Source organism: Salarchaeum sp. III (assembly GCF_036418315.1).
Lineage (GTDB): Archaea > Halobacteriota > Halobacteria > Halobacteriales > Halobacteriaceae > Salarchaeum.
In genome coordinates this window covers 31,458-56,085 of the sequence record NZ_JAZHPG010000020.1, presented here as the reverse complement: position 1 = coordinate 56,085, position 24,628 = coordinate 31,458, and the positions used below count along the sequence as shown (strand labels likewise).

At 66.7% G+C, this 24,628-nt stretch carries 28 protein-coding genes and 2 tRNA genes; 10 read left to right on the top strand and 20 right to left on the bottom strand.

All coding sequences use genetic code 11. The features are described 5' to 3' along the window. Nucleotides 1-11: 11 nt before the first annotated feature. The gene (locus U3A55_RS04575) at nucleotides 12-992 is read right to left on the bottom strand and encodes a beta-ribofuranosylaminobenzene 5'-phosphate synthase family protein (protein WP_330990304.1); all 981 of its coding nucleotides are present in this window, start codon (nucleotides 990-992) and stop codon (nucleotides 12-14) included. A gap of 49 nt (nucleotides 993-1,041) precedes the next feature. Continuing rightward, a complete protein-coding gene (locus U3A55_RS04570) occupies nucleotides 1,042-1,977 on the bottom strand; it encodes a glycosyltransferase (protein WP_330990303.1) in 936 nt (311 codons plus the stop codon). Nucleotides 1,978-2,074: 97 nt separating this feature from the next. On the opposite strand from U3A55_RS04570, the gene ilvD reads away from it, so the two are divergent. Continuing rightward, nucleotides 2,075-3,790, top strand: coding sequence for a dihydroxy-acid dehydratase (gene ilvD / locus U3A55_RS04565; protein WP_330990302.1), 1,716 nt, complete (start codon nucleotides 2,075-2,077; stop codon nucleotides 3,788-3,790). 12 nt (nucleotides 3,791-3,802) lie between these two features. Here the strand turns inward: ilvD and U3A55_RS04560 are convergent, their stop codons facing one another. Continuing rightward, the gene (locus U3A55_RS04560; RefSeq protein WP_330990301.1) at nucleotides 3,803-4,036 is read right to left on the bottom strand and encodes a hypothetical protein; all 234 of its coding nucleotides are present in this window, start codon (nucleotides 4,034-4,036) and stop codon (nucleotides 3,803-3,805) included. A 209-nt stretch (nucleotides 4,037-4,245) separates the two neighbouring features. Between U3A55_RS04560 and U3A55_RS04555 the strand changes: the two genes are divergently transcribed. Next, complete coding sequence (locus U3A55_RS04555) at nucleotides 4,246-4,668, top strand: hypothetical protein (protein WP_330990300.1); 423 nt, start codon at nucleotides 4,246-4,248, stop codon at nucleotides 4,666-4,668. A 40-nt stretch (nucleotides 4,669-4,708) separates the two neighbouring features. Continuing rightward, nucleotides 4,709-5,392, top strand: a complete 684-nt coding sequence (locus U3A55_RS04550) for a DUF7546 family protein (RefSeq protein WP_330990299.1) — start codon at nucleotides 4,709-4,711, stop codon at nucleotides 5,390-5,392. Here the strand turns inward: U3A55_RS04550 and U3A55_RS04545 are convergent. From U3A55_RS04545 to U3A55_RS04535, 3 genes are all read right to left on the bottom strand, one after another. Further along, nucleotides 5,389-5,829, bottom strand: a complete 441-nt coding sequence (locus U3A55_RS04545; RefSeq protein WP_330990298.1) for a universal stress protein — start codon at nucleotides 5,827-5,829, stop codon at nucleotides 5,389-5,391. The two genes, U3A55_RS04550 and U3A55_RS04545, sit on opposite strands and share 4 nt — an antisense overlap. Before the next feature lie 51 nt (nucleotides 5,830-5,880). Next, entirely contained in the window at nucleotides 5,881-7,143 is a 1,263-nt protein-coding gene (locus U3A55_RS04540; RefSeq protein WP_330990297.1) for a sodium:calcium antiporter, read from the bottom strand. A 236-nt stretch (nucleotides 7,144-7,379) separates the two neighbouring features. Beyond that, nucleotides 7,380-7,532: transfer RNA gene (locus U3A55_RS04535), tRNA-Met, on the bottom strand. Between the two features lie 93 nt (nucleotides 7,533-7,625). Between U3A55_RS04535 and U3A55_RS04530 the strand changes: the two genes are divergently transcribed. After that, complete coding sequence (locus tag U3A55_RS04530; protein WP_330990296.1) at nucleotides 7,626-8,684, top strand: DUF7115 domain-containing protein; 1,059 nt, start codon at nucleotides 7,626-7,628, stop codon at nucleotides 8,682-8,684. On the opposite strand, the gene U3A55_RS04525 is transcribed toward U3A55_RS04530, so the two are convergent. Beyond that, on the bottom strand, nucleotides 8,668-9,018 hold the full coding sequence (locus tag U3A55_RS04525) for a DUF5830 family protein (RefSeq protein WP_330990295.1): 351 nt from the start codon (nucleotides 9,016-9,018) through the stop codon (nucleotides 8,668-8,670). The two genes, U3A55_RS04530 and U3A55_RS04525, sit on opposite strands and share 17 nt — an antisense overlap. A gap of 58 nt (nucleotides 9,019-9,076) precedes the next feature. Between U3A55_RS04525 and U3A55_RS04520 the strand changes: the two genes are divergently transcribed. The 4 genes from U3A55_RS04520 to U3A55_RS04505 all read left to right on the top strand — a co-directional run bounded on the left by U3A55_RS04520 (nucleotide 9,077) and on the right by U3A55_RS04505 (nucleotide 12,018). Further along, nucleotides 9,077-9,706: a TVP38/TMEM64 family protein gene (locus tag U3A55_RS04520; protein ID WP_330990294.1), complete on the top strand. Its 630-nt coding sequence runs from the start codon at nucleotides 9,077-9,079 to the stop codon at nucleotides 9,704-9,706. Between the two features lie 47 nt (nucleotides 9,707-9,753). Beyond that, nucleotides 9,754-10,440 (top strand): proteasome subunit beta, encoded by a 687-nt coding sequence (locus U3A55_RS04515; RefSeq protein ID WP_330990293.1) that lies wholly within the window; start codon nucleotides 9,754-9,756, stop codon nucleotides 10,438-10,440. After that, nucleotides 10,441-11,103, top strand: a complete 663-nt coding sequence (locus U3A55_RS04510) for an archaeal proteasome endopeptidase complex subunit alpha (protein WP_330990292.1) — start codon at nucleotides 10,441-10,443, stop codon at nucleotides 11,101-11,103. It abuts the gene before it with no gap. A 159-nt stretch (nucleotides 11,104-11,262) separates the two neighbouring features. Further along, nucleotides 11,263-12,018, top strand: a complete 756-nt coding sequence (locus tag U3A55_RS04505; protein ID WP_330990291.1) for a glucose 1-dehydrogenase — start codon at nucleotides 11,263-11,265, stop codon at nucleotides 12,016-12,018. Nucleotides 12,019-12,141: 123 nt separating this feature from the next. On the opposite strand, the gene U3A55_RS04500 is transcribed toward U3A55_RS04505, so the two are convergent. Genes U3A55_RS04500 through U3A55_RS04490 form a run of 3 tightly spaced genes read right to left on the bottom strand, consistent with a single transcriptional unit; the run spans nucleotide 12,142 to nucleotide 15,866 of the window. Continuing rightward, nucleotides 12,142-12,498 (bottom strand): DUF7347 domain-containing protein, encoded by a 357-nt coding sequence (locus tag U3A55_RS04500; protein ID WP_330990290.1) that lies wholly within the window; start codon nucleotides 12,496-12,498, stop codon nucleotides 12,142-12,144. A gap of 50 nt (nucleotides 12,499-12,548) precedes the next feature. Then, nucleotides 12,549-12,665, bottom strand: coding sequence for an HVO_2523 family zinc finger protein (locus U3A55_RS04495; RefSeq protein ID WP_319799820.1), 117 nt, complete (start codon nucleotides 12,663-12,665; stop codon nucleotides 12,549-12,551). 42 nt (nucleotides 12,666-12,707) lie between these two features. Then, entirely contained in the window at nucleotides 12,708-15,866 is a 3,159-nt protein-coding gene (locus tag U3A55_RS04490) for an adenosylcobalamin-dependent ribonucleoside-diphosphate reductase (RefSeq protein ID WP_330990289.1), read from the bottom strand. A 309-nt stretch (nucleotides 15,867-16,175) separates the two neighbouring features. On the opposite strand from U3A55_RS04490, the gene U3A55_RS04485 reads away from it, so the two are divergent. Beyond that, nucleotides 16,176-16,367 carry a hypothetical protein gene (locus U3A55_RS04485; RefSeq protein ID WP_330990288.1) on the top strand — a complete coding sequence of 64 codons (192 nt, stop codon included), beginning with the start codon at nucleotides 16,176-16,178 and terminating at the stop codon, nucleotides 16,365-16,367. Here the strand turns inward: U3A55_RS04485 and trpG are convergent. Genes trpG through trpD form a run of 4 tightly spaced genes read right to left on the bottom strand, consistent with a single transcriptional unit; the run spans nucleotide 16,345 to nucleotide 20,136 of the window. Then, nucleotides 16,345-16,932, bottom strand: a complete 588-nt coding sequence (trpG, locus tag U3A55_RS04480; RefSeq protein ID WP_330990287.1) for an anthranilate synthase component II — start codon at nucleotides 16,930-16,932, stop codon at nucleotides 16,345-16,347. The two genes, U3A55_RS04485 and trpG, sit on opposite strands and share 23 nt — an antisense overlap. Then, complete coding sequence (trpE, locus tag U3A55_RS04475; protein WP_330990286.1) at nucleotides 16,929-18,497, bottom strand: anthranilate synthase component I; 1,569 nt, start codon at nucleotides 18,495-18,497, stop codon at nucleotides 16,929-16,931. Before trpE ends, trpG begins: the two co-directional genes overlap by 4 nt. Then, a complete protein-coding gene (locus U3A55_RS04470) occupies nucleotides 18,494-19,141 on the bottom strand; it encodes a phosphoribosylanthranilate isomerase (RefSeq protein ID WP_330990285.1) in 648 nt (215 codons plus the stop codon). Before U3A55_RS04470 ends, trpE begins: the two co-directional genes overlap by 4 nt. Further along, nucleotides 19,138-20,136 carry an anthranilate phosphoribosyltransferase gene (gene trpD, locus U3A55_RS04465; RefSeq protein WP_330990284.1) on the bottom strand — a complete coding sequence of 333 codons (999 nt, stop codon included), beginning with the start codon at nucleotides 20,134-20,136 and terminating at the stop codon, nucleotides 19,138-19,140. Before trpD ends, U3A55_RS04470 begins: the two co-directional genes overlap by 4 nt. A 130-nt stretch (nucleotides 20,137-20,266) precedes the next feature. On the opposite strand from trpD, the gene U3A55_RS04460 reads away from it, so the two are divergent. Beyond that, nucleotides 20,267-20,341, top strand: a tRNA-Val gene (locus U3A55_RS04460). Nucleotides 20,342-20,644: 303 nt separating this feature from the next. On the opposite strand, the gene U3A55_RS04455 is transcribed toward U3A55_RS04460, so the two are convergent. The 6 genes from U3A55_RS04455 to U3A55_RS04430 form a co-directional block, all read right to left on the bottom strand. Continuing rightward, nucleotides 20,645-21,019, bottom strand: coding sequence for a hypothetical protein (locus U3A55_RS04455; protein ID WP_330990283.1), 375 nt, complete (start codon nucleotides 21,017-21,019; stop codon nucleotides 20,645-20,647). A 59-nt stretch (nucleotides 21,020-21,078) separates the two neighbouring features. Continuing rightward, nucleotides 21,079-22,107, bottom strand: a complete 1,029-nt coding sequence (locus tag U3A55_RS04450) for a hypothetical protein (protein ID WP_330990282.1) — start codon at nucleotides 22,105-22,107, stop codon at nucleotides 21,079-21,081. A gap of 239 nt (nucleotides 22,108-22,346) precedes the next feature. After that, entirely contained in the window at nucleotides 22,347-22,553 is a 207-nt protein-coding gene (locus U3A55_RS04445; RefSeq protein ID WP_330990281.1) for a hypothetical protein, read from the bottom strand. A gap of 136 nt (nucleotides 22,554-22,689) precedes the next feature. Continuing rightward, the gene (locus U3A55_RS04440) at nucleotides 22,690-23,064 is read right to left on the bottom strand and encodes a hypothetical protein (protein ID WP_330990280.1); all 375 of its coding nucleotides are present in this window, start codon (nucleotides 23,062-23,064) and stop codon (nucleotides 22,690-22,692) included. Between the two features lie 56 nt (nucleotides 23,065-23,120). After that, the gene (locus U3A55_RS04435) at nucleotides 23,121-23,648 is read right to left on the bottom strand and encodes a DUF1684 domain-containing protein (RefSeq protein WP_330990279.1); all 528 of its coding nucleotides are present in this window, start codon (nucleotides 23,646-23,648) and stop codon (nucleotides 23,121-23,123) included. Between the two features lie 35 nt (nucleotides 23,649-23,683). Then, nucleotides 23,684-24,499 carry an FAD-dependent oxidoreductase gene (locus U3A55_RS04430; RefSeq protein ID WP_330990277.1) on the bottom strand — a complete coding sequence of 272 codons (816 nt, stop codon included), beginning with the start codon at nucleotides 24,497-24,499 and terminating at the stop codon, nucleotides 23,684-23,686. Nucleotides 24,500-24,628 lie beyond the last annotated feature (129 nt).

Here is a 24,628-nt window from a genome sequence, read left to right as displayed (position 1 = left end):
CGGGGGAGTGCTTACGAGTTGGGGTTGGGTTCGAAGCGTGCGCCCGCGTCGTCGGGGCGGACGACGCGAACGCGGCCGTCGCAGCCGGCGTCGTCGAGCGCGTCCCGCGCAGCGAGTCGGGCTTCGGCGGCGTGGGCGGCGTCCGTGACGCCGTACACCGCGGGCCCCCACGAGGACTGGCCGGCGCCGGAAACCGCGGGCGACCCGCGGAGGCGGTCCACCACCGCGCCCGCGGGCGGCCGGTAGACGCCGCCCTGTTCGTCCGCGTACCACTTCCCGTTCAGCCGGCCGAGCTCGGCGACAGCGCGCCCGAACCGCCCGCGGTCGCCCTCCGCGGCGGCGGGGAGGACGCGGCGGACGACGAGGCCCGCGATGGTGTCGGCGACGCCGGGGTCCGCGTCCTCGACGGTGGCGCGCATACTCGTCTCCTCCGCGTCGCCGTGGCGGCCGGGGTCGGCGTCCGGGAGCGCGAGCACGAACCGCCAGTCGTCGGGGAGTTCGTGGCGCGCGGCGACCGCGGGCACCGTCCAGCCGCCGGGGTCGGGTGCTTCCGCGGTGAACCGCTCGGTCGGGTGGCCGGCGTCCAGCACGAACCCGCCGGCCTCGAACCCGGCGACGCCGACGCCGGAGCGCCCGCCGCGGCCGAGTGCGGGGGCGCGTTCCCTGACGCGTGGCTCGCGGTCGTGCGCGCGGGCGACCGCCGCGAGGACGGCGAGCGCGAGCTGGGTGCCGCTCCCGAGGCCGACGTGCCGCGGGAGTTCGTCCTCCACGTCCACGTGCGCGCCAGACACGTCGAGGAGGGGTGTCGCGCGTTCGGCGTGCTCGCGGGCGGCCGGATGGTCGCAGACGACGGACTCCGCGGGCGCGGCCGTAACGACGGTTCGGGGTTCGGCGAGCGCGACGCCGAGACTCCCGTAGAGGCGCTCGTGGGCGAGCGAGAGGTTGCAGAACCCGAAGTGGAGGCGGGCGGGCGCGGAGACGCGAACGGACATACTCACTCCTCGGAGAGTGCGGGAAAACCGGTTTCGACACCGGTAACGCCTACGAGAGCACGGCGTCCGCGACGACGCTCGCGCCGTTCTCGAACGCGGGCGGGTCGGGCGGGTCGGCGGCGGCCGTAACCACCTCGCCGGGACTGGTGACGGTGCGAAAGCCCGTGGCGCGTTCGGCGAGCCGGGCGACGCCGCGCTGTTCGCTCGTGAACGGATATATCAGGGTAGGCGTGCCGGCGACGGCGGCCTCCATCACCGTCGAGTAACCGGGGCAGACGACGAGGTTCGCGGCGCGGAGCGTCGGCAGCATCGACGCCACCGGCTCCCAGTCCGCGCCGCCGACGACGGTGACCCGCCGACCGTTCTCGCGGAGGCCGGTTGCGGCCGCGTCGAGTTCGTCCGAGTACGTGCTCGGCACCATCAGTACGTCCGGGTCACCGACGACGGGCGCGTCCGCGTCGAGCGCGAGCGGCGGAACCCGGGAGACGCCCAGCGGGTCCGCGTCGCCGGGCGGCCACACCGCGGGAAAGAGGAAGTCGCGGGCCGCCGCGACCTGGTAGGCGGTAAGCGCCCACGCTCCCGCGCGCTCGACCGCGTCGTCGTAGAGGCCGGGCGCGTTGTGCGTGCAGACGTAGAGCGGGACGCGCGCCATCGGCGCGGCCATCGCCGCGAACATGTCGTCCGTCACGAGCGCGTCCGGGTCCTCGCGGCGGAGCCACCGGTAGAAGTCGCGGACGCGCCGCGCGCTGTCCGGGAGGCTGCCGGTGAGGACGTCCCCGAGACCGCCGTCGCCCTGGTAGTCGCCGATGAAATCGACGCGCGTGGGGACGTACTCGTCGTACCCGAGGAGGTCGGCGAAGCGTTCCCCGGGACCGCCGCCCGCAAGCGACACCGTCGCGCCGCGGGCTTCGAGTTCGCGCGTGACGGCGAGCATCCGGGTGGCGTGGCCCGCGCCCTCCGGGTAGTGTGCGACCGCGACGTGCATACGCGACGTCGACTCTCGCGTGGGGTGTAGTTTCCGGTCGCGCGGCAACGTCTGTTCGGTCGGGTGGGTTTATTCGTGCCGAGCGCCAGGTCGCGGTATGAGCGACCACCCCACGAAGGACCCGGGGCTGCGGAGCGCGGAAGTCACGGAGGGGCCCGAGCGCGCCCCGCATCGCGCGATGTTCTACGCGATGGACTACGACCGCGACGACCTCGCGAAGCCGATGGTCGGCGTCGCGAACCCGGCGGCGGACATCACGCCGTGTAACGTCCACCTGGACGACGTCGCGGCCGCCGCCTACGAGGGCGTCGAGGAGTCCGGCGGGATGCCCATCGAGTTCGGCACTATCACCATCTCGGACGCCATCTCGATGGGACACGAGGGGATGAAGGCCTCCCTCGTCTCGCGCGAGGTCATCGCGGACTCCGTCGAACTCGTGTCATTCGGCGAGCGCATGGACGCGCTCGTCACCGTCGCCGGCTGCGACAAGAACCTCCCGGGAATGATGATGGCCGCCATCCGCACCGACCTCCCCACGGTCTTCCTCTACGGCGGGTCCATCATGCCCGGCGAGCACGACGGCCGCGACATCACGGTCCAAAACGTCTTCGAGGCGGTCGGCGCGGTGTCCTCCGGGAAGATGGACGAGGACGAAATCGAGGAGATGGCGTGTCACGCCTGCCCCGGCGCGGGGTCGTGCGGCGGGATGTTCACCGCGAACACGATGGCGTCCATCAGTGAAGCGCTCGGCCTCGCGCCGCTCGGGTCCGCGAGCGCGCCCGCCGAATCCGAGGAGCGCTACGACGTGGCGCGGAACGCCGGCGACCTCGTCCTGGACGCCGTGGAGAACGACCGGAAACCCTCGGACATCCTCACGCGGGAGTCGTTCGAGAACGCTATCGCGCTCCAGGTCGCGCTCGGCGGGTCGACGAACGGCGTCCTCCACCTGCTCGCGCTCGCCGCCGAGGCCGGCATCGACCTCGACATCGAGGACTTCAACGCCATCAGCAGCCGCACGCCCAAAATCGCGAACCTCCAGCCGGGCGGCGAGCGCGTGATGAAGGACCTCCACGACGTTGGCGGCGTCCCCGTTGTCATCCGCCGACTCGTCGAGGGCGGGTACATGCACGGCGACGCGATGACCGTCACCGGCCGCACCATCGCGGAGGAACTCGACGAACTCGACCTGCCCGCGGACAACGACATCGAGACTGCCTTCCTCTACACCACGGACGACCCGCTGCACGAGGAGGGCGCGATAAAGGTCTTGACGGGGAACCTCGCGCCAGACGGCGCGGTGCTCAAGGTGACGGGCGACGACGAACTCTACCACCAGGGACCGGCGCGCGTGTTCGAGAACGAGGAAGCCGCGATGGAGTACGTCCAGACCGGGAAAATCGCGAGCGGGGACGTCATCGTCATCCGGAACGAGGGCCCGCAGGGCGGTCCCGGGATGCGGGAGATGCTCGGCGTCACCGCCGCGGTCGTCGGGCAGGGTCACGAGGACGACGTGGCGCTTCTCACGGACGGCCGGTTCTCCGGCGCGACCCGCGGCCCGATGATCGGGCACGTCGCCCCCGAAGCGGCGGCGGGCGGTCCAATCGCGGGCGTCGAGGACGGGGACGTCGTGACGGTGGACATCCCGAACCGCGAACTCTCCGTCGGCCTCGACCGCCACGAGATAGAGGAGCGCGTCCGGGAACGCGAGGAACCCGAGCGCCAGTACGACTCGGGCGTGCTGCGGAAGTACGGGGACCTATTCGGGTCCGCCGCCAGGGGGGCGGTGACGAACCCGGCGGCGCGACAGGACTGAGGCCCGGCGGGCTTAGGCGTTGTATCCGTGGCCGAGGAAGAGCGCGACGGCGTGCGCGAGCACGAGCGCGGCGAACGCGACCTGCGCGTCCGTCGACGGGAGACCCGCGATGAACAGCGGGACGTAGAGGAAGGGGAGGACGACCGCGCTCCAGAACCCCACGGCTTCCAGGACTCGGGGGACGCCGAGGGGGAGCGTTCGCGACCCGACGCGGCTGTTCTCGTGAGCGGTTGGAGGACTCGACATCACGACTACGTCTACACCACCCATCCCCATATAACGGGTCAACCGTTGGGTGGTTTCAGGACGTTTCACGCACCCCGTGAGCGCTGCCTGCACGGTTTTATTGACCGACGAGAGGAGTCGAGACGTTTCATCGAGCGCTCTCGATGCGCAATGTGGGATTGGGGGTTGGGGCCGGTAGTAGTTTAGTGAGGCCGCGCGAAAACCGATACATGACTGATGGGTTGACCGTTCCGCCGAACTGGCGACACGACGACCCCGAGTACGAGGAGGACGTCGGCCGCAAGTACGACCCCCACCCCGTAGTCGAGTACGAACACATCGACCGCGACATCTGGGTGGTGCTCGCGCCCGGCCGCGTCCCCGACCGCGTGGACGAGTCGAACAAGGGCTACCGGGTCGACCTCCGGCACGGCAGCGGCCCCGAGGACGTGACGACCATCCAAATTGCCGCGGTGCCGTCGCTCGCGGACGCCCACCACGTCGCGGAGGACCTGATGCGGCTGTTCACGGAGTTCCACACGGGGAGCACGCGCATCGCGCGCGTCGTGGACGACATCGCGGAGTCGAAGGCGGACGCGTGGCGGACGGAGGCGGACGCGGTGCGGCCGGCCGCCGCGGCCGCCCCGCTCTGAACTCCGGACCGCTTTACTCGCCGGAGCGCGAACGCCCCGTATGGCCACGCGCGCGTCCGGCGTCCTCGACCGCTTCGACCCGCAGACGCTCGCGGCGTGGGCGGTCGTCGTCTGGTCCGAACTCACGCTCGTCGTCTTCTACGTCGCCACGACGCCGGGCTGGGTGACCGAACCCCGGTACGTCGTCTACCCGTTCGTCTGGATAAACCTCGGCCTGCTCGCCGTCGTCCACACCCGCCAGTGGGTCCGGGCGCGCGACCCCGAACGTCGAACCAGACTCGCCGCGGGACTGCTCGCGGGCGGCTACTTCGTCGTGCTTGCCGCCGTCGGCGGCCTGCTCTTCCTCCCCGTCATCAATCCGCCGCACGCGGGCACGGCGTTCTCCGTGTCCTGGGTGATGCCGGGCTGGGGCCCCATCGTCACCGCCCGTGCGCTCGGCGTCCAACTCACCCTCGTCCCGTTCAAACTAATCGGGTACCTCGCGCTCTCCTACGTCCTCTACGCCCGCCTGCTCGACGCCACCCGACTGGTCGCGTCCGCCGTTCTCGGCCTGTTCTCCTGTGTCGGCTGCACGATGAGCCTCCTCGTCCCCCTGCTCGGCGCGAGCACGTTCGCGGGCGCGACCGCGTACACGTGGGACGCCTCCACTCTCGTCTACGTCGTCGCGCTCGCCACCCTCTACTGGAGCCCGCAGATAGAGTCCGTGATTCGCCGGCGCCTCTAGTCGACCTGCGTCTTCACGACCGTCACCGGCCGCGACGCGATGCGAACCACACGTTCAGTGACGCTCCCGAGGAGGTTCCGGTACGCCGCCGAGCGCTCGCGCGTCCCGACGACGATGAGGTCCACATCGTGCTCGTTCCCGTACGCGAGAATCTCGTCCGACGGCGTCCCGTGCACGAGCTCCGTCACCACCTCGACGTCGTCGGCCGCCGACGCGACGTCCGCGAGCGCGTCCTCACCCGCCTCTTCGAGCCCGCTCTCCAAGCCCTCGTGCTCCTGCACGTACTCGTCGCCCGAATACGCCGAGTACACCTGTTCGTCCACCACGTACAGCGCGTGCAGCGTCGCGCCCGTCGCCTCCGCCAGCGCAACCGCGTGCTCGGTCGCTTCCGCCGACGCCTCGCTGCCGTCCGTCGCCAAGAGGATACGGTCGTACATCACGCCTGAATTCGTCAGCCGGCAGGATAAAACGGATGGCTGGTCGGCAGTTTATCCTCGTGCGTGTTCTCGAGCGCGGGCGAACACGGTGGGGATGTCGTCGCGACGGTGGACGAGAAGCGCGACGCCGAGCGCGAGGTAGAACCCGCTGAACAGGACGAGTCCGCGGAAGTCCTGGAAGAACGGGAGGAACTGGAGCGCGAACAGGCCGAGCAAGGCGACCGCCTCCCGAAGGCTGATTTCGAAGTTGACGAGCAGCGTCACGGCGAAGAAGCTCTGCGCTGCCGTCAGCCAGATTTCGCCCGCCTGCTTCTGGCTGAACTGGAGGACGCCGTAGGAGCCGAGGGAGATGCTGTAGACGACCACGAGCGTCCCGATGAGGAGCGTCCACTGGTTCAGTTTCGAGGAGATGAGCGCGTTGAACGCCGACGTGGTTCGGAGTTTCCGAACCAGGTACGCACAGGCGATGAACTCGGGGCTCTCGCTCGCGAACGGCGCGACCCACTGAATCATGAAGAACGAGGACAGCCCGAGTTGCGGGCCGAGCGTCTCCAGTCCCTTCGCGAACGGCTTGACGGCGATGAGGATGACGAACGCGGAGAAGACGAACATCGCCAGCACCGCGGCGATTCGACGAGGCCGGGATCGGCGCTGGAGATACCCGGGAACCCCCAACTGTGGTTCGTGCGTCGTCTCCCCGCGCAGGATGACGACGACGTAGGCGGCGTACAGGCCGACCAGCACAATCGCGTCGAGCGCGTCGATTCCCCCCAGGAACGGGATGAACAGCGCGTACACGGTCGCCGCGGCGAGGAAGACGATTTCGATGCTGATGCGCGGTTCGAGCTGTACCGAGTCGGCGAGAAAGCCCTCGCGGTGCTTCACGGCGTCGTCGCCGGTGACGCGGGCGCGATAGATGGCGTAGAGCGCGATAATCGACCAGCCGAGGCCGACGAGAATCCGGTTCGCGCCGGTCATGTTGGCGACCGCGAGGTTGGCGGCGGTTTCCGAGGCGGGCGTTCCCGGCGCCGCGCCGGCCTCCCACGCGTACAGCGCGTCGACGGCGTACTCCGGCGCGACTGCGATGATAGCGAGCACCGCCAGCGCGAACGACCGCGGAACATCCATCTCGGCGGTCTCCGCGCCCCACGTCAAGACGAAGGCAGCCCCGATAACGGCGACACCGCTCACGAGAATGACCCCCGAAACCGGGAGCGATGGAACGAGTCCCAGCCCCCGAACCACCAACCAGGGAACCGTGAGCGCGATCACGGCGGCGAGCGCGACGAGCGGATGCCGTAGTCGACGTAGCATAGTCGACCCCAATACGAGTGAGTCAGTTATCGGTTCGGGCCGGCGAACCGCAGCTGTCGCTCGCTAACCCTGGTCGCTTCGTCAGAAAGTGCCCGGGGAGGGGTTCAGGAACCACGGTCGCAACGAGTTGCTCCCTGCTCTGCGCTCACTCCGTTCGCGCAGAACCGACGGGTTCTCACCCACTCCTCGTGCTGTTCGACGAACTACTCGCTTGCGCTCGTAGGTTCGTCAGAAAGTGCCCGGGGAGGGGTTCGAACCCTCGGCCTCCGCATGTCCCAGGTTCGAGGCTCGGCGGGCCTCGGGGGACACGCACAGCCACCGAATGGCTGCCGCACCGAATCTCGGAACCCTATGAGTGCGGCGCTATGACCAGACTAAGCCACCCGGGCTCGGTTTCCGGTAGACGGCTGTCGCCTATTAAGGTTCTCATCTGTTTCGGGGGACCCGCCGGGTTTATGTCTGCAGGTGCGTTTTTCGGGGGTATGGACGTACCTGCGGCCGTGGACGCGGCGCTCGATGGTGAGAGCGTCGCGGCGCGCATCCCGCTCCGTGGCGAGGACGCGTTGTTCGTCACGGCGACGCGCACGCTCGCGTACCGGGCGGACGGTCTCTTGAGTGACGAGTCGGTGGAGGAGTACCCGCACGCCGCCGAGCGCATCACGGTGTCGGAGGGGCGGCGGAAGTCGAAGATAACCCTCGATTACGGACTGGAGGGCGAGGAGACGGTGACGGTGCCCGCGGGGAAACTGGACGACGCGCTCCATCCGATTATCGCGGGCGTGCTGAACCACGCGGACGTGACCGCGACGGGGGAGACGGTGAAGCGCACGTATCGGTTCAGCGAACTCACGCTCATCGTGACGAGCGACCGCCTCGTGAAGCACGTCGGCGCGGCGGTCTGGAACGAGGACTACGAGGAGATAGTGTTCGGGGACGTGACCGAGATCGACACGGAGGAGGGGAACGTCGCGAGCCAGCTCGTCCTCGAAACGACGGGGCGCACGCAGCGCATCAAGGCGCCGAACGACTCCTTCCGTGACGTCCGGGAGACCGTTGAGGACGCGCTGTTCGCGGCGCACGACGCCGACACCTACCGGGAGTTCCGGCGCGCGGTTGCGAGCGACCACCCCGAGGAGGAGCCGGCGAGCGCGGTGGCGTTCGACAACGACGACCTCGAACCGCTCGGCGGCCGCGACGACGCGAGCGAACTGGCGGACGACCCGGCGGAGGCGGGCGCGAGCGGCGGGCAGGCGAGCGCGCAGGTCTCCGCGAGCGAATCGGATGCGGAACCGGAACCGCGGTCCGAACCAGAATCGCGGCCCGAACCGGAACCGCGGCCCGAACCAGAATCGGAGTCTGAGACGGAGTCAGCGGTGGACGTCGAGGCGCTTCGGGCGGAACTGGACGACCTCGCGGAGACCGTAGCGCGGCAGGACGAGTACATCGCGGAGCAGGAGGCGCTCGTCGCCCGGCAGTCGGAGTTGCTGGACGAGCAGCGCGAGCGCATCGAGGCCCTGCGGGAGACTATTCGCGACCGGTGACTTTGCGGACGCAGGAGGAGCCGAACGGGCCGAGTTCGCCCGTGTCGAGGTTCAGGAAGTACCCCGTCGAGATACTGGTGCCGCAGCGTCGGCACGTGAAGTCGCCCTCTTTCGTGACGATGTCGGGTTCGAAGCCGCCGTAGCCGCCCTTGCTGAATCGGACCTCGCTATCGTTGCGCTCGATGACGCCCCGGGATTCGGCTTCGTCGAGGATGCGCCGGGTCTTCTCGGGGTGGGTGGTGACGGCTTCGAGGCGGTCGACGGCGGCCGCGACGGAGAGGGTGTCGTCGTCCATCGCGGCGAGCAGTTCGACGCCGATTTCGACCGCGTCCATAGGGTACGCTGGCATCGCGGAGTACAAGACATTTAGCGTTCGCCGCCGGAATCGGGGTATGGTATCGGTGTCTCGCGGGGTCGTGCTGGCGGCGGTGGCGGGCTGCTGCGTGCTCGCGCTCGCGCTGTTCGTGCCGGACACGATGCTCGCGCGGGTGCGTGGCGTCGTGGCGAGCCCGTGGTTCCCCCTGGTTCTCGTCGCGCTGTACGCCGTGCGGCCGTTCCTCGCGTGGCCGGTGTCCGCGCTCTCGGTGCTCGTCGGGTACGCGTACGGCCTCCCGCTCGGCGTGCCGATAGCCCTCCTGGGTGCGGTGGGAACGAGCCTGATTCCGTACTACGTCGGCGGCCGCCTGCCGACCGCGGGGCGCGTCCTCGGCCGCGTTCGGTCAGGTGGGGAGCGCTACTTCGCGGCCGCGGGGGACACTCGCGGCGTCGTCGCGGCCCGGCTCGCGCCAACCCCCGCCGAAGTGGTGTCGACGGGCGCGGGCATCGCCGGCGTCCCCCTCTGGGCGTTCGTCGTCGGCACGCTGGTGGGGGAACTCCCGTGGACGATAGCCGCGGTCGGTCTCGGCGCGTCGCTCGACTCCTTCAGCCTCCAGAGCGCGTTCGACCCCGTTTTCGTCGGCGCGTGCGTCCTGCTCGCCGTGCTCGTGCTCGCCGGGCCGCTGTATCGTTCGCGCCGCGGCTAAAATATATTTTAGCTAACATATTTGCGTGGGTCAGTCCAAGCAAGGGTATGGAGACACCCCAGGAACCCGACCCCGTCGGTCGGCGCGCGCTCCACGAATCGAACCCCGGCCTCGTCTCGCCCGACCCCGGCGAGGGCGCGGAGACCGGAACCACCGTCGTCGGCGTCGTCGCCGACGAGAGCGTCGTGCTCGCGGCCGACCAGCGCGCCAGCATCGGCGGCCGCGTCGTCACCAACAAACACGTGCGGAAGGTCGAACCCGTCCACCCGACCGCCGCCGCCGCGCTCTCCGGCACCGTCGGCCACCTCCAGCAGTTCGTGCGCGTCCTCCGCGCCGAAACCCGGTTGTACGCCGACCGACGCGACACCGACCCGTCGATGACTGCGCTCTCCACGCTCGCCGGGAACGTCCTCCGGAACTCCGGCCTGCAGGTCAGCCCGCTGCTCGGCGGCGTCGACGACACCGGTGGCCACATCTTCGAAGTGGACGGCGCGGGCGGCGTGCTCCGAGACACGTACGCCGCCGGCGGAAGCGGAATGCAGCTCGCGTACGGCGCGCTCGAAGACGCCTACCGCGACAACCTCACCACCGAGGACGCACGAGCGGTTGCCGCGTCCGCGGTCGAGAGCGCGAGCGAGCGCGACACCGCAAGCGGGAACGGCGTCACCGTCGCCACCGTCACCCGTGAGGGCGTGCAGGTCGAGGCGTACGCCGACGCCGGGGAGGTGGCCTAGATGGAGAACCAGCAGGCGTACGACCGCGGCACCACCATCTTCTCGCCGGACGGCCGGCTCTACCAGGTCGAGTACGCCCGGGAGGCCGTCGGGCAGGGCGCGCCCGTCGTCGGCGTCCGGGGCGACGACGCGGTCGTGCTCGCCGCCGCGCCCGACGCCGGGTCGCCGCTCGTCGAGACGGACAGCATCGAGAAGCTCCACCGGGTGGACGACCACCTCGCCGTCGGCACCGCCGGGCACGCCGCGGACGCCCGCCGCCTCGTGGACATCGCGCGCCAGACCGCCCAGGAGGAGCGCGTGCGGTACGAGGAACCGATGCCGGCGGACGCGCTCGCCACCGCGCTCGCCGACCACGTTCAGGAGCGCACCCAGACCGGGGGCGCGCGGCCGTACGGCACCGCGCTCCTCGTCGCCGGAACTACCGAATACCCGACGCTCGTGGAGGTCGACCCGTCGGGCGCAACCCGCGAGTGGCGCGCGAGCGCCCTCGGTGACGGCGCACCCGACGCACAGGACTACCTCGAAGACGCCTACAGAGCCGGACTGAGCGCGGCGGACGCGGAAGCACTCGCGCGAGACGCGCTCGACGCCGCGGCCGGCGACGACCACCCCACGGAGACCGTCACGGTCACTGCGTCCGGCGCGGCGTTCGGCGAACGGTAGCGGGACGAGGCGTCAGGAGTACGCGCGGAGACCCGGGTACGTGGCGAGCGTCGCGGGAGAGATACTAGAGACGCCACCGAGATGCATATATACAATAAGTATTTCACAAAAGGCTACTAAGTAGTTAATGTCACGTCACTCGGCGTGGCGACTGATACTATGAACGGAATACAAGGCGGAGTCGCGGTCGTTACCGGTGGTGGCTCGGGAATCGGCCGACAGTCGTCAATTCGGTTCGCCGAAGAAGGCGCGAAGGTCGTCGTCGCTGACGTGGACGAGGACGGCGGCCACGAGACTGTCGAAATAATCGAGGGCGATGGCGGCGAAGCGACGTTCGTCAGAACCGACGTTACCGACTCCGACGACGTGGCCGCGATGGTGCAGACCGCGCTCGACGAGTACGGCGGGCTGGACTTCGCGCACAACAACGCCGGCATCGCGGAGGAGGGCGCACGCCTCGCCGAGTACGACGAGGAGGAGTGGGATCAGATGATCGACGTGAACTTGAAGGGCGTCTGGCGGTGTCTGAAAGCCGAGATTCCGGAGATGGTCGAACGCGGTGGCGGCGCCATCGTCAACACCTCGTCAGTCGCCGGCGTGAGCGCGAACGGGAGCGCACACTACGCCGCCAGCAAGCACGGCGTCATCGGGCTGACCCGGCGTGCGACCGTGGATTACGCTGACGACGGAATCCGATTCAACGCCGTCTGTCCGGGCGTCATCGACACGCCGATGGTGCAACAGGCAGGCGAGGACAACGCGGAAGAGATGGAACGCATCACCGCGGGTATCCCCGCGGGACGCCTCGGCGACCCCGAGGAGATAGCGGACGCCGTCGTCTGGCTGTGCTCCGAGGACTCCTCGTACGTGATGGGACAGCCGATAGTCATCGACGGCGGCTTGCTAGTGCAGTAGAACCGGCCACCACCCCCGTGCTATTTTGAGGCGTTCGGTGTTCCGAACCGCCAGTTCGACAGCGGAGTGCCGCGACCACGGCGCTAGCGCGTTCGCGGCGAAGGGGTTCGTTCGCTCGGCCTTTTAGCTCGCGCGCCGCTGGCCGTCGTCCGTGAACGCGCCGGAGAGCACCGCGTCAGCCGCGCGACGGCCCGCGTCCGTCAATACGTATCCCTCGGGAGTCTTCTCTACGAACCGCCCCGTCAGTTGTCGGAGGTGGTACGCGAACCCCGCCGAGCTCTCCGCGTCGGCCGCCGCCTGGAGGTCGGAGAACGACACCGGCGTCTCGCCGTCGCGCTCCGCTCGCACCAACCGCACGAGAACGGTGACGCGAACCTCGTTCGCGAGCGTGCCGAACGCCTCGCTCGACGCCGCGGGGTCGAGCGCGTCCCCGTCGGCGACGGTCGCCTCCGCCGTCCACGACTCACTCCACTCGTCCATACCCGCGATTTCGCGCCTCGCCCGCAAAAACAGTCGGGTGCCGGCAGAAGTCAGGGCGTGAAGGGGTCGCTGCAGTCCGCGAGCACGCCGTGCTGCGGGCAGACGTACTTGCAGTGGCGTTTCAGGAGTTCGGACTCGCACATCGGACACGTCGGCCCACCGCTCATACGGAGAGAAAGAACGGGAGGGAGAAAAACCGCTAGGTCAGCTCAGCACTCGCTCCAGCCGCAGTTCTGACACGTCTTGCAGCCTTCGGAGTAGTAGAGGTCCATCGTCCCGCAGTCGGGACATTCCGGCATCTCGCCGGCCTCGATGAGCTTCTTCGTCATGTCCTCGTCGGCGTCGTCGCCGGGTTTCGACTGCTCGGTGTCCGGCGTCGCGGTGCCGACCGGTTCGGTGTCCGCGTTCGGACTCTCAGAGGCTGCGCCGCCGTCGAGCTTCGCGACGTCCGCGTCGGCGTCCTCTTCGTCCTCGGCGAGTTCCGTGAGGTTCTGCTGTTTCGGCACCTGCTTGTCGATGTCGCCGTCAAGGTAGCGCCGCATCGCCGTGCCGATGGCGTCCGGGATGGAGTTGATCTGCTCGCCCTTATCCCAGGCGACCTTCGGGCTGCGGATGCCCTGCAGTTCGCTCGCAATCTCCTCGGGGTCGACGCCCGCGCGGAGCGCCGTCGAAACGGTCTTCGCGAGGGACTCGGTGAACGAGGCCGTGAACCCGCCGCTGTTCCCGATGTTCGCGAACAATTCGAACGGCCGGCCCTGCTCGTCCTCGTTGATGTTCACGTAGAGCTTGCCGTAGCCCGTGTCGATGCGCTGGGTGACGCCGTACAATACGTCGGGCCGCGGGCGTTTCTGCGCGCCGTCCACATCCACGTCGACGAGGTCGTCCGTGTCGGCGCCGATAGCGTCCCGGACGTCCTCGTTGTCGAGGAAGGTTTCGAGGTCGCCGAAGGCGTCCTGAATCTGATCGAGGAGGACTTCCGCGGCCTCGTCCTCGTCCGCGAACTCCGCGTTGTCCGCGCGCGTGGTGAGCACCTGCTTCGAGCGCGTGCCGTCCCGGTAGACGGTGACGCCCTTCCCGCCGTGCTCGTAGATGTAGCGGTACACGTCGTCCATGTCCTCGACGCTCGCTGAGTTCGGGAAGTTACACGTCTTACTGATGGCGGAGTCCACGCCGTCCTGGCAGGCGGTCTGGACGGCCGCGTGCTGCTTCCCGGAGAGGTCCTCCGTCACGACGAACAGTTCGCCGATGGCGTCCGGCACCGTCGACAGGCCGGTGACGCCGTCGAACTCGTTGTTCGCCATCTGCTCCTGCGCCTCCTCCTTCACGGCGTCGACGTCGATGTCGTTCGCCTCCAGCGTGCGGAGGAAGTAGTCGTCGAACTCCACGAGCATCTCGTCGCCCTGCACGTCGTCGCTGACGTTCTTGTAGTACGCGACGTTGTAGATGGGTTCACAGCCGCCCGTGGTGTTCCCGACCATCGACGTCGTGCCCGTGGGCGCGATGGTGGTCGTGTTGTGGTTCCGAATCGGGTAGCCGTCCGCCCAGTCGTCCGCGGACTCGCCCGTGTGGTGTTCGAACCACTCGCGGTACTCCGTCGGATTCGCGTACTTCGACTTACCCCACTCGTCGAAGGCGCCGCGTTCCTTCGCGAGTTCGTGGCTCGCGTCCTTCGACCCGTGGTTGATGTGGGTCATGACCTGGCTCGCGATCTCGTTCGCGGGCTCGGTACCGTAGGAGACGCCGAGCTGGACGTAGAGCTGCGCCAGCCCCATCACGCCGAGGCCGATCTTCCGCATCTCCCGGACCTTCTCCTCGATCTCCTCGACCGGGAAGTCCGACATGGTGACGACGTTCTCGAGGAAGCGCGTGCCCTGCTCGATGCGGTGGTCGAACTCCTCGTGGTCGAGCGCGTCGTCGAGGAACCGACTGATGCCTTCTTCGAGCGTGTCATACTCGTGTTCCTCGCTCCAGACGCGCCAGTCGGGCGCGTCCTGCGCGGCGAGCGTGGAGAGGTTGATGTGGCCGAGGTTGCACGCCTCGTACTCCTCCAGGGGCTGTTCGCCGCACGGGTTGGTGGCGAGGATGCGGTGGTCGGGGTGTTCCTCCACGTCGAAGGAGTGCTGTTTGTTGACGCGTTCGAGGTAGATGACGCCGGGTTCGCCGTTCTCGTGCGCGCCCTCCACGATGGGGTCCCAGACGACATCGGCGGGCATCGAGAGCGGTTCGCCGACCTCGACGTGGTCGCCGAGGCCGTACCGGGCGTACATCTCCTTCGTCTCCTCGGTGGCGATGTGGGGTTCGCCCGTCCGGGGGTTCGTGAACGTGAACTCCTCGCCGTTCTCCAGAGCGTCCATGAAGTCGTCCGTCACACCGACGCTGATGTTGAAGTTGGAGAGATGTCCTTCGACGGCGTTCCGGAGGTGCTTCGGGACCTTGCCCTCGTCGTCGATGAGACCGCGCGCCTCCTCGAGCGCCTCGTTGAACGTCGTGTACGTGTAGTCGTCGGGGTCGTTGAGCTTGAGGCAGTGCGCGAGGCTGACGTCCTTGTTCTTCGAGTGGATGAACTCGATGACGTCCGGGTGACTGATGCGCATGACGCCCATCTGCGCGCCGCGGCGCGCGCCGCCCTGCGCGATGGTTTCGCACATCTGGTCGAACGTCTCCATGAACGTCATCGGGCCGGACGCGATGCCGCCCGTGCTGCCGACGGGGTCGCCGTACGGGCGGAGCTGCCAGAACGCGTACCCCATGCCGCCGCCGGACTGGAACACTTCCGCGGCCTCCTTCGCTGTCTCGTGGATGTCCGTGATGTCGTCGCCCGGGGAGTCGACGAAACACGCGGAGAGCTGCTGGAGTTCGTCGCCCGCGTTCATCAGGGTCGGGCTGTTCGGCATGAACGAGAGGGACTCCATCAGGTCCTGGAACTCCGCTGCGGTGTCCTCGACGTGCGCGCGAACGCTCTCGGGGAGGTCGGGGACGACGGTGTCGTACGCGAACTTGTTGACGTTCTCCGCCGTCAGCTCGGTCTCCTCGTCCTCGTCGTCCGCGGTGACGCCCTCACCGAACACCTCGGCGGCGAGTTCGTCGCGCCGGGGGTGGTCGGGCTTGAGCTGGTCGGGCGTGACGAGCACTTCGACGCCCTGCTTCTCGGACTCGTAGACGGCTTCGGCGAGCGCGATGTTCTTCGCGACGCGGTCGAAGAGGTCCTCCTGCGTCTCGACGAGGTCGCCCTCGGCGTTCTTCTTCAGGTAGCGCGCGGGGAGGATGTTGTTGTACGCGTTCGCGGTGAGGCGGTCCTCCAGCGCGTCGCCGGTGACGCGCTTAATCGGGAGTGTGATGTCGCCCGCGGATAGCTCGTTGGAACTCATTGTCTGTACCTCCGGGATTCGGCGTGTAGGGGAGTCGGGTCTCGTTTCATGGTAAATTTCCGGGAGTCAGGTGACGACGATGTATTACTGTAGCCCGAACCATATACCTAGTGGATTCGGCGACCGGGTGTCGTCACCGCACCCGGCGCGTGGTGTCACGTCCGTAGGACCGCCGCGAGTATAACCGTACGCAAAGCGGAGTGAAAGTGGAATTGGAGCGCGGCGGACACGTCCCGTGTCGCGGCAGGTTCCAGTTTCACGCCCCGGGTAGCCCACACGCTTTTGCCCGTGGTCGTCCGTCCTCCGAGTATGCTCACAGCAGCACTGTTCGCAGCGATTGGCGTCGGGTCGCCGCTCGGCAACCTCCTCGTCGCCATCGTCGCGCTGCTCGTCATCGTGCTCGTCGGACGCTTCCTCCTGAGCGTCGCGTGGAAGCTCCTGCTCGTCGCGGGCGTGGTCGTCGCCGCGCTCTACCTGCTCAGCGTTCTCGGGCTGTCGTGAGGAAGTTTCCGACGATGTCGTGACCGACGCCGGTGAGCACGCTCTCCGGGTGGAACTGCACGCCTTCGAGCGGATAGGTCTCGTGGCGGACGCCCATCGCGAGCGTCTCGCCGGCGTGGTCGGTGGTCGCCGTCACGTCGAAGCACTCGGGTATCGCGGTGCAGACGAGCGAGTGGTAACGGCCCGCGTGAAAGCCCTGTTCGAGGCCGCGGTAGACGCCGTCGCCGTCGTGACTGATTGGGTACGCCTTCCCATGTACGGGTTCGGGCGCGTGTCCGACGGTCCCGCCGAACTCGTGGACGGCGGCTTCCATCCCGAGGCAGACGCCGAGCGTCGGCACCTCGGGGGAGACCTCGCGCAGAACGGGCATCGTCACGCCCACATCGCGCTCCGTCGCAGGGTGGCCGGGGCCGGGACTGACGACGATGGCGTCCGGGTCGGCGTCCCGAACCTCGTCGAGCGACGCGGTGTTCTTCAGGACGGTGGTGTCGTGGCCGCGCTCGGAGACGTACTCCACGAGGTTGTACGTGAAGGAGTCGAAGTTGTCCACGAACAGGACGTTCATTCCGATTCCTCCGTGATTTCGGCGAGCGCGTCGAGCACGCCGCCCATCTTCTTCTCCGTCTCCTCGAACTCGCTGTCGGGGTCGGAGTCCGCGACGACGCCCGCGCCCGCCCGCACTCGAATCGTATCCGACCCGGCGGCACGTCGCTCACGGCTCTCGCCGTGTTCGACCGTGGCGGTGCGGATGACGATAGCGAAGTCCGCGTCGCCGGTCCAGGAGACGTAGCCGACGCCGCCGCCGTACGCGCCCCGCGGGCCGTTTTCGAGGGCGTGGATGAGTTCCATCGCCCTGACTTTGGGCGCGCCGGAGAGCGTGCCGGCGGGGAACGACGCGCGGACGGCGTCGAACGCGTCGTACTCCTCGGCGAGGTGTCCCGTCACCGTGGATTCGATGTGCTGGACGTGGCTGTACTTGAGGACGCGCATGAACTCGGGGACGGAGACGGAGCCGGGGTCGCTGACGCGGCGCACGTCGTTCCGCGCGAGGTCGACGAGCATCGTGTGTTCGGCGCGCTCCTTCTCGTCGGCGAGCATCTCGCCCGCGAGCCGGCGGTCCTCGACGGGACTCGTCCCCCGGGGACACGTGCCGGCGATGGGGTTGTTCAACACTGTCCGCCCGCGAACGGAGACGAGGGTTTCGGGGCTCGCGCCGACGACGGTGCGGTCGCCGGTGCGGACGACGTACATGTACGGCGAGGGGTTCACGTCGCGCAGCGACTCGTAGAACCCGAGCGAGTCCACGTCGCCGGTGAGTTCACGCGTGCGCGAGATGACGCCCTGGTAGATTTCGCCGTCCAAGACGGCCTCCTTGGCGGTTTCGACGGCGTTCGTGTACTCGTCGCGTGCGCCCGCTGACTCCCCGGTCTTCCGGAACCCGCCCGTCTCCGGATGCGGGGCGTCCGCGAGTTCGGCGGCGACGCGGTCGGCTTCGGCGGCGAGCGAGTCGTACACGTCGCCGGGGTCGTCACTGGGGCCGACGACCGGCGTGAACACGAGCGACACCTCGTCCGTCGTGTTGTCGAAGACGAGCGTCTGCGTGGTGAGGACGAACTGGGCGTCCGGGAGCGGCGTCTCCGGGCGTTCGACGTCGACCTCGTCGAGCCAGAGGTCGTAGACGGCGTCGTAGGCGAGGAATCCGACGAGTCCGCCGTCGAGGAGTTGACGGTCGGCGTCCGGGAACCCTCTCCGAACTGCGTCGGGGAGCGCGGTGCGGAGCGTGTCGAGCACGTCGTCGCCCTGCTCGGGCGTGACGTGGTCGGCGGCACCCGTGCCGGCGAGGGATTCGACGGTCGCGCCGTTCGGCTCTACAGTGACGAGCGCGTCCGGGTCGTAGCCGACGAACGAGTAGCGGGCGTGCCGGTCGTCGGACTCGTGCTGAAAGGCTCCGTCGGGGTCGCTCGCGGCGGTCTTGCTCGCGGATTCGAGGAGGAAGGAGTGGTCGCCGTCGGCCAACGCGGCGTACGCGGCGAGCGGCGACGCGTCCGTGTCGAGGGTGGCGCTCGCGTACGCGACCACGGGGTCGTCGCCCGCACAGCGCTCCACGAAGTCGGCGCGCTCGACGTTCACGCCACCACCCCGTCCGCGTTCTTCGCGGCGGCGACGAACGCCTCGACAGCGGTGTGGTCCTTCACGCCGCCAGACGCCTCGACGCCGGAGGCCACGTCCACCGCGAACGGCCGGACGGTCTCGACCGCCTCGGCGACGTTGTCGGGGGTGAGGCCGCCGGCGAGCACGACCGGGGAGTCGACGCGCGCGGCGAGGTCGCGGGTGACCGTCCAGTCGTGCGTTCGTCCCGTGCCGCCCGCGCCCGAGGCGTCCGTCGAATCGACGAGCAACGCGTCCGCGGCGGCGTCGTAGCGCGCGGCGTCCTCGGGGCTGTCGGCGTCCACGGTCTTCACGAGCTTCGCGTCCACGCCGTCCGCGAGCACGTTGAGGTCGGCCGCGGAGATGTCGCCGTGCACCTGGAGGACGTCCGGCCGCACGCGGTCGGCGAGGTCCGCGGCGTCCGCGGGCGTGTCGGGCATCGTCACGAGAACCGTGGTGACGAACGGCGGAGTGTCCGCAACGAGGTCGGCCGCGCGCTCGGGGTCGAGTTCGCGGGGCGTGTCCACGGGCACGTCGACGATGAAGCCGAGTGCGTCCGCGCCGGCGTCGACCGCCGCGGCGGCGTCCGCCTCGCTCGTGATTCCGCAGATTTTCACGCGCGTCATTTCGACGCCTGCAGGGTGGCGAGCGTCTCCGCGGCCGCGCCGGTGTCGATGGCGTCTCGCGCGCGGTCGACACCCGCTTCGATGCTGTCGGCTTCGCCGGCGACGTAGATAGCTGCGCCCGCGTTCGCGAGAATCACGTCGCGCTTCGGTCCGGTGACGACGCCTTCGACGATGCCGCGCAAGTCCTCGGCGTTCTCCTCGGGCGTCCCGCCCTCGATTGCCTCGATGGGCGCGCGGTCGAGCCCCATGTCGGCGGGCGTGAGCGTGTACTCTTCGACAGTTCCCCCATCGACTTCCGCGACGACGGTTTCGTCGTGAATCGCGATTTCGTCGAGGCCGTTCCCGTACACGACGAGCGCGCGCTCGGTCGGCATCCGGGTGAGCGCGTTCGCGAGCAGCGGGACGAGGTCGGGGTCGTAGACGCCCATCAGTTGGGCGTCCGCGCCCGCGGGGTTGGTGAGCGGCCCGAGGACGTTGAAGACGGTGCGCATCCCGAGTTCGCGGCGCGGGCCGATGACGGCCTTCATCGCGGGGTGGAACGCGGGCGCGTGCATGTAGCCGATGCCGTCGTCCTCGATGCGTTCCTCGACGGCGTCGGGGCTGGCGTCGAGGTCGACGCCGACCTCCTCCAGCACGTCCGAACTGCCGGAGGAGGAGGAGACGGAGTAGTTGCCGTGTTTGGCGACGGGGACGCCCGCGCCCGCGACGACGAGCGCCGTGGTGGTGGAGACGTTGATGGTGTCGTAGTCGTCGCCGCCCGTGCCGCAGGTGTCGACGAGCGGACTGCGGTCGGGGTCGATGGTGCGCGCGGCGTCCCGCATGCCCTGCGCGAACCCCGCGATTTCGTCCTCCGTTTCGCCCTTTGCGCGGAGTCCGGCGAGCAGCGCGCCGATCTGGGCGTCCGTGGCGTCCTCGAACACCGCGGACGCGGCGCTCCGCGCGTCGTCCAGTGAGAGGTCGTCGCCGTCCGTCACGCGTCGAATGTAGTCCTGCATAGTGGCCACCAATGTCCAACTGTGGGTTGTAATGTACAAGTGTGTACGTCGACTTAAGTCTGTCGTGAGTGGGCGTCGACGCCGAGTCGAAACCGTCAAGTGTAGCGCCGGCCTACCGAAAATCGCAGGCGGGTTGGTGGTCTAGTCAGGCTATGACACCTCCTTGACATGGAGGAGGTCGGCGGTTCAAATCCGCCCCAACCCACTTCTGACGAACCGCAACGATGAACGATAGTGAAGAGTCCGTTCGTCGAAGTGGACAGGCGGATTTGAACTAGGGAACGAAGCGGAGCGAAGCGACTGAAGTTCAAATCCGCCCCAACCCACTACATTTGAGTACTAGGATACGCACGACGATGAAGTGCGGCGTCCTGCAATGGAAAGAGAGAATGTCATAGGTAGATACGGATACTCACACCATCAGAATAGAGAAATACTCTAACACACGGGAGTATATTAGCTGACGAATGGTATAACGCACCGGAATTAATCGATTCTGTCGACAGAGTCAAGCACGTTCTGATCCGATATCTGTATCTGAGGATTGTACGAGATATAGAATACTGATAACCCCTGTGAGACCCACTGAAAGCGACAAATCCCCTATGAGAACATCCGGAAGTTGGATAGAAACAGCTGTTAACACTCCAATTAGTATCACTCCGATCCCTATCGACAAAAATAAACCGATGAGCGTGTATTCAACTCGTCGAAAGTCGTCCTCCACTGCTGCATGCGTTAACAACGCGACACCGATAAGGACAGGAATGGCCTGATATATTGAAGCTGGATTATTCAAGAGTATCCCGGTCCCGATGAGGAAAAATATAAAATATACTATAAACTTTACCACTCCAATAAGTGACCGTTCGAGTTCCCTCATGTTGAATGAATTCGCCCCCGGCATACTAATATTTATCCGAAGGATATGTCGATATACATTTATACCGGATCAAGTCGTAGACTATCAAGGCGGAACTGGCGAGTAGACCCATCAGCATTTATCGTCTGGTAATCAACAAGAGCCTCAGTAATTCCATTAATTGAGGTTGTTAATCGGAACCCAAAGTCGTAGACTGTATCACTACTAAGAGACAGTTGGACACTACGTGACTCATTCCCATAAACGCTAGCGCCGGGAGATTGGAAATTAAAGAATGTTTTGGAGGAAGAGTTGCGAGGGTGAATCCACATGTCATAGGTCGCACTTCCACTGATAAGCATCCCGTTATGCCAGTAGTTTGCAGTTGCCCGATAGGTTCCTCCGTCCCCCTGAGCTATATAAAAGTTTCCGGTTAGCTCAGCCCATTGCGTGATACTCCCTATAGCAACAATTTCAACAATAGATGTTAAAATATTATCCTCGAGATAATAGTGGGAGTCCCGATATCCAACGCCACTCCCGCCAACGTTGCCATCTATGAGAAGAAGTTCCCCGCTAAACATCTCGCCGGGTGTTGTGTATGACTCAGTTGATACACGGTTCGTCTGTCTTCTATCTACTGAAGGAGTGGTGTTCGTGCTATTTTCGTCGATGGTGGATCGTTCAGCCCGAGCGGCCTCAAGATCTCTCCGTAATTCTGGAGAAACGCCCATTAGTTCGTTAAATGCTTTCGCTTTCGCGACATCCACACGGAGTTGGCCATTAAGAATTGCTTGCGTATAACGTTTCCAGATTTCGCGAACCTTTTTTGCGATTTCAGGAGAATATTTATTCGCGTAATAGTCGTACAGCTTCTGAGGATCAGACTCCCGGATACGTTCTTTTATATTATCACCTTTTTTCACGCCTAAATCGCCTTTACTTTCCGGACTTGCTGTAGCTTCTGAACTTAGTGCAGCTGTTCCAAGACCGATACTACCCACAGCCTTCAGGAACATACGGCGGTTTCCTGCAGGTTCCTGACAACGTTCTTTTTCCATCGCACCTACACCACACACGCCAAGTATTATTAATTTATCTACCAACACACATATATTTATAAGAAATCTCCTAAGGTAGGTGTATTGATGGTGCGGAGGAGTAGACAGATGCCAGTAGAAAACACCTAATCGGGAGTCTAGTACTGTTCGCCGGCTTCGATGCGGGTGTCGAGGTGGTTCTCGAAGGGGACGAGCGGGGTGTGCGAGTCGGGCGGAGTTCTATACTGTTCCGCCGGAGCGTTAGCGTTCCTCCTCCGAACTGTGGGAGAACAACTGACGGGGTGAGACTACTCGCTACTGAGGAACGTGTGTCCGATACTTCCGATGAGATAGAGCGTCGAGCCGAAGAAGAGAACTGTCGTAAGGAGCGTGGAATCGCTCGAAAAGCCGTTCTGAGTCAGTATCGATTGAATCGTGGATAAGGTCGCCGCGAGCGCCAACACGAAGACGGCGGTACAGCGGCGTATCGTCCGTCGGAGAGCGGGGTCTGACACGTCATATATCTTGTCTGCATGACTAATAATAACTTCCGGGCTCTGTTCGGTCGTCGGTCCGTCCCGGAGCGAGGTCTTCTATCGTAGTGGCTTCCTCGGCCACGCGTCTCCCCCGAGGGCTGGGTGCTGGCGCGCGTCAGGCAGCAGTTCGGGTGTCCGCGAGGCGTTCGACGGCGGTGTCGGCGAGGATGGCGAGGAGGAGGAGCGCGGTGGCGAGGAGGACGAAGAGCGGCCCCCAGACGACGCCGGGCGTGAGGACGAAGTGTTCGTAGAGCGCGTAGGCGACGGTGAGGACGCAGGGGACGGTGAACGCGGCGAGCGTGATGTCGACGGGGGCGCGGGTGACGGCGGCGCGCGCGACTACGGCGACGACGAGCGCGAGCGGAACGGCGACGACAGCGGTGAACGGGAGGGGCAGTCGGACGCCAGGGAGGAACGTGGTGAGCGAGGCAACCAGGACGAGAGCGGCGAACACGCGCGGGAGGGCGTGGACGGCACGTTCGCGGTCCATACGGAGAGGTCTCTCGGGAACTGAGTTAGTGTTTTCTCCCGGAGTATGTTCGCAGATCAGTTCTCGTGGCGTTCGCCGGCCTCGATGCGAACGTCGAGGTGGTTCTCGAACGGCACGAGGGGGCATTCGTAGGCGTCCGAGTACGCGCAGAAGGGGCTGTAGGCGCGGTTGAAGTCGACGAGCCAGACGCCGTCGCGTTCGGCGTTCTCGTCGAGGTCGAGGTAGCGGCCGGCGGGATAGGTTGTGTCGCCGTTCGTCTCGTCGCGGAAGGGCACCCAGAGCTGTTGTTCGCTGGGGTCGCGGCGGTAGGCGGTGAGGGTGTGGGTGTCGCCGTGGAGGTCGAATTCGAACTCGCCCCAACGGTGGTACGTTTGCTCGCCGTCCTGCGTGGTCTCGACCTGGATGGTGTCGTGGTCGTCGAACTCGCGGAGTTCGAGTTCGAACCGATAGGTTGGGTCGGGGTCGTAGTAGTCGAGGGCGTCGAAGTCGTCGCGTTCACCCATGGGAATCGGAGAGCGAGGGTGTTCCGCGAAGTACTCGTCCTTCTCGGCGCGCTCGCGCTCGATTCGCTCCGTGTAATCCATACCGACGGTTCGGCGCGCGGCGTGAAAAGCCCTCGTCAGTCCGTGGTTTCCTCCCCGAGGTCGAGGTGGTCCGCGAGCCGTCGATGGGCCTTCTGCGTTCGCTCTTCGCGCTCCTCGGCGTCGACGTACTTCGCGAATCGGTCGTCGATGTAGCGCTCCCGGAGTTCCTCGTCGTCGGGCGCGTCGGGAGCGTTGTCGAGGTACTCCTGCCAGCGCTCGCGGGTCGCCCACTCGCCGGTGAGGTTCTCCTCGCGGCGGAGCCAGTCGTAGTGTTCAGCGAACGTCCCTTCGTAGCCGTCGGCGCGGCGGACGTCCGCGATGATGGCGCGGCCGACCTGCGCGCCGTGGCCGGCGGCGATGAGCGCCTGGTCGGCGACGCCCGCATTGGGACCGGCGACGTACAGGCCGTCGAGGGGCGTCCCGCCGTCCTGCTCGACGATAGAGGCGTCGAACTGCTCGTACTCGCCGTCCTCAACGAAGTCGGCGGGGAGACTGTCGAGGTACTCCCAGTCGTACTTCGTCGCTGCGACGACGTAGTCGGCGTCGAGGCTGCGGTCGTCCTGCGTTTCGACGCGGAAGCCGCCGTCCGTCTCGAAGACGCCGGTGACCATGTCGTCGACGACCGCACAGCCGGCCTCGCGCGCGTGGTCGTGCGCGAGGTCGTAGAACGTCTCGGGGTCGATGCCGGCCGGGAATCCGAGGTAGTTCTCGATGAACGCGGCGCGACGGAGCGAGGAGCTGCCGCGGTCGAACACCGTAGTGTCGAGTCCGTAGCGTGCGGTGAAGACGCCGGCCGCGGCACCGGCGGGACCGCCGCCGACTACCACGACGCTGGGCGTGGAACCACTCATAGTTTTAGGTTCACCTAAACACCTATGGGTGTTTCGGAGTTACGCGTCGAGCGGCGCACCGCACTCGGGACACTCCTCGTCCGCGATAGACACCGAGAGGTCGCACTCGGGACAGAACGCCAGATAGCA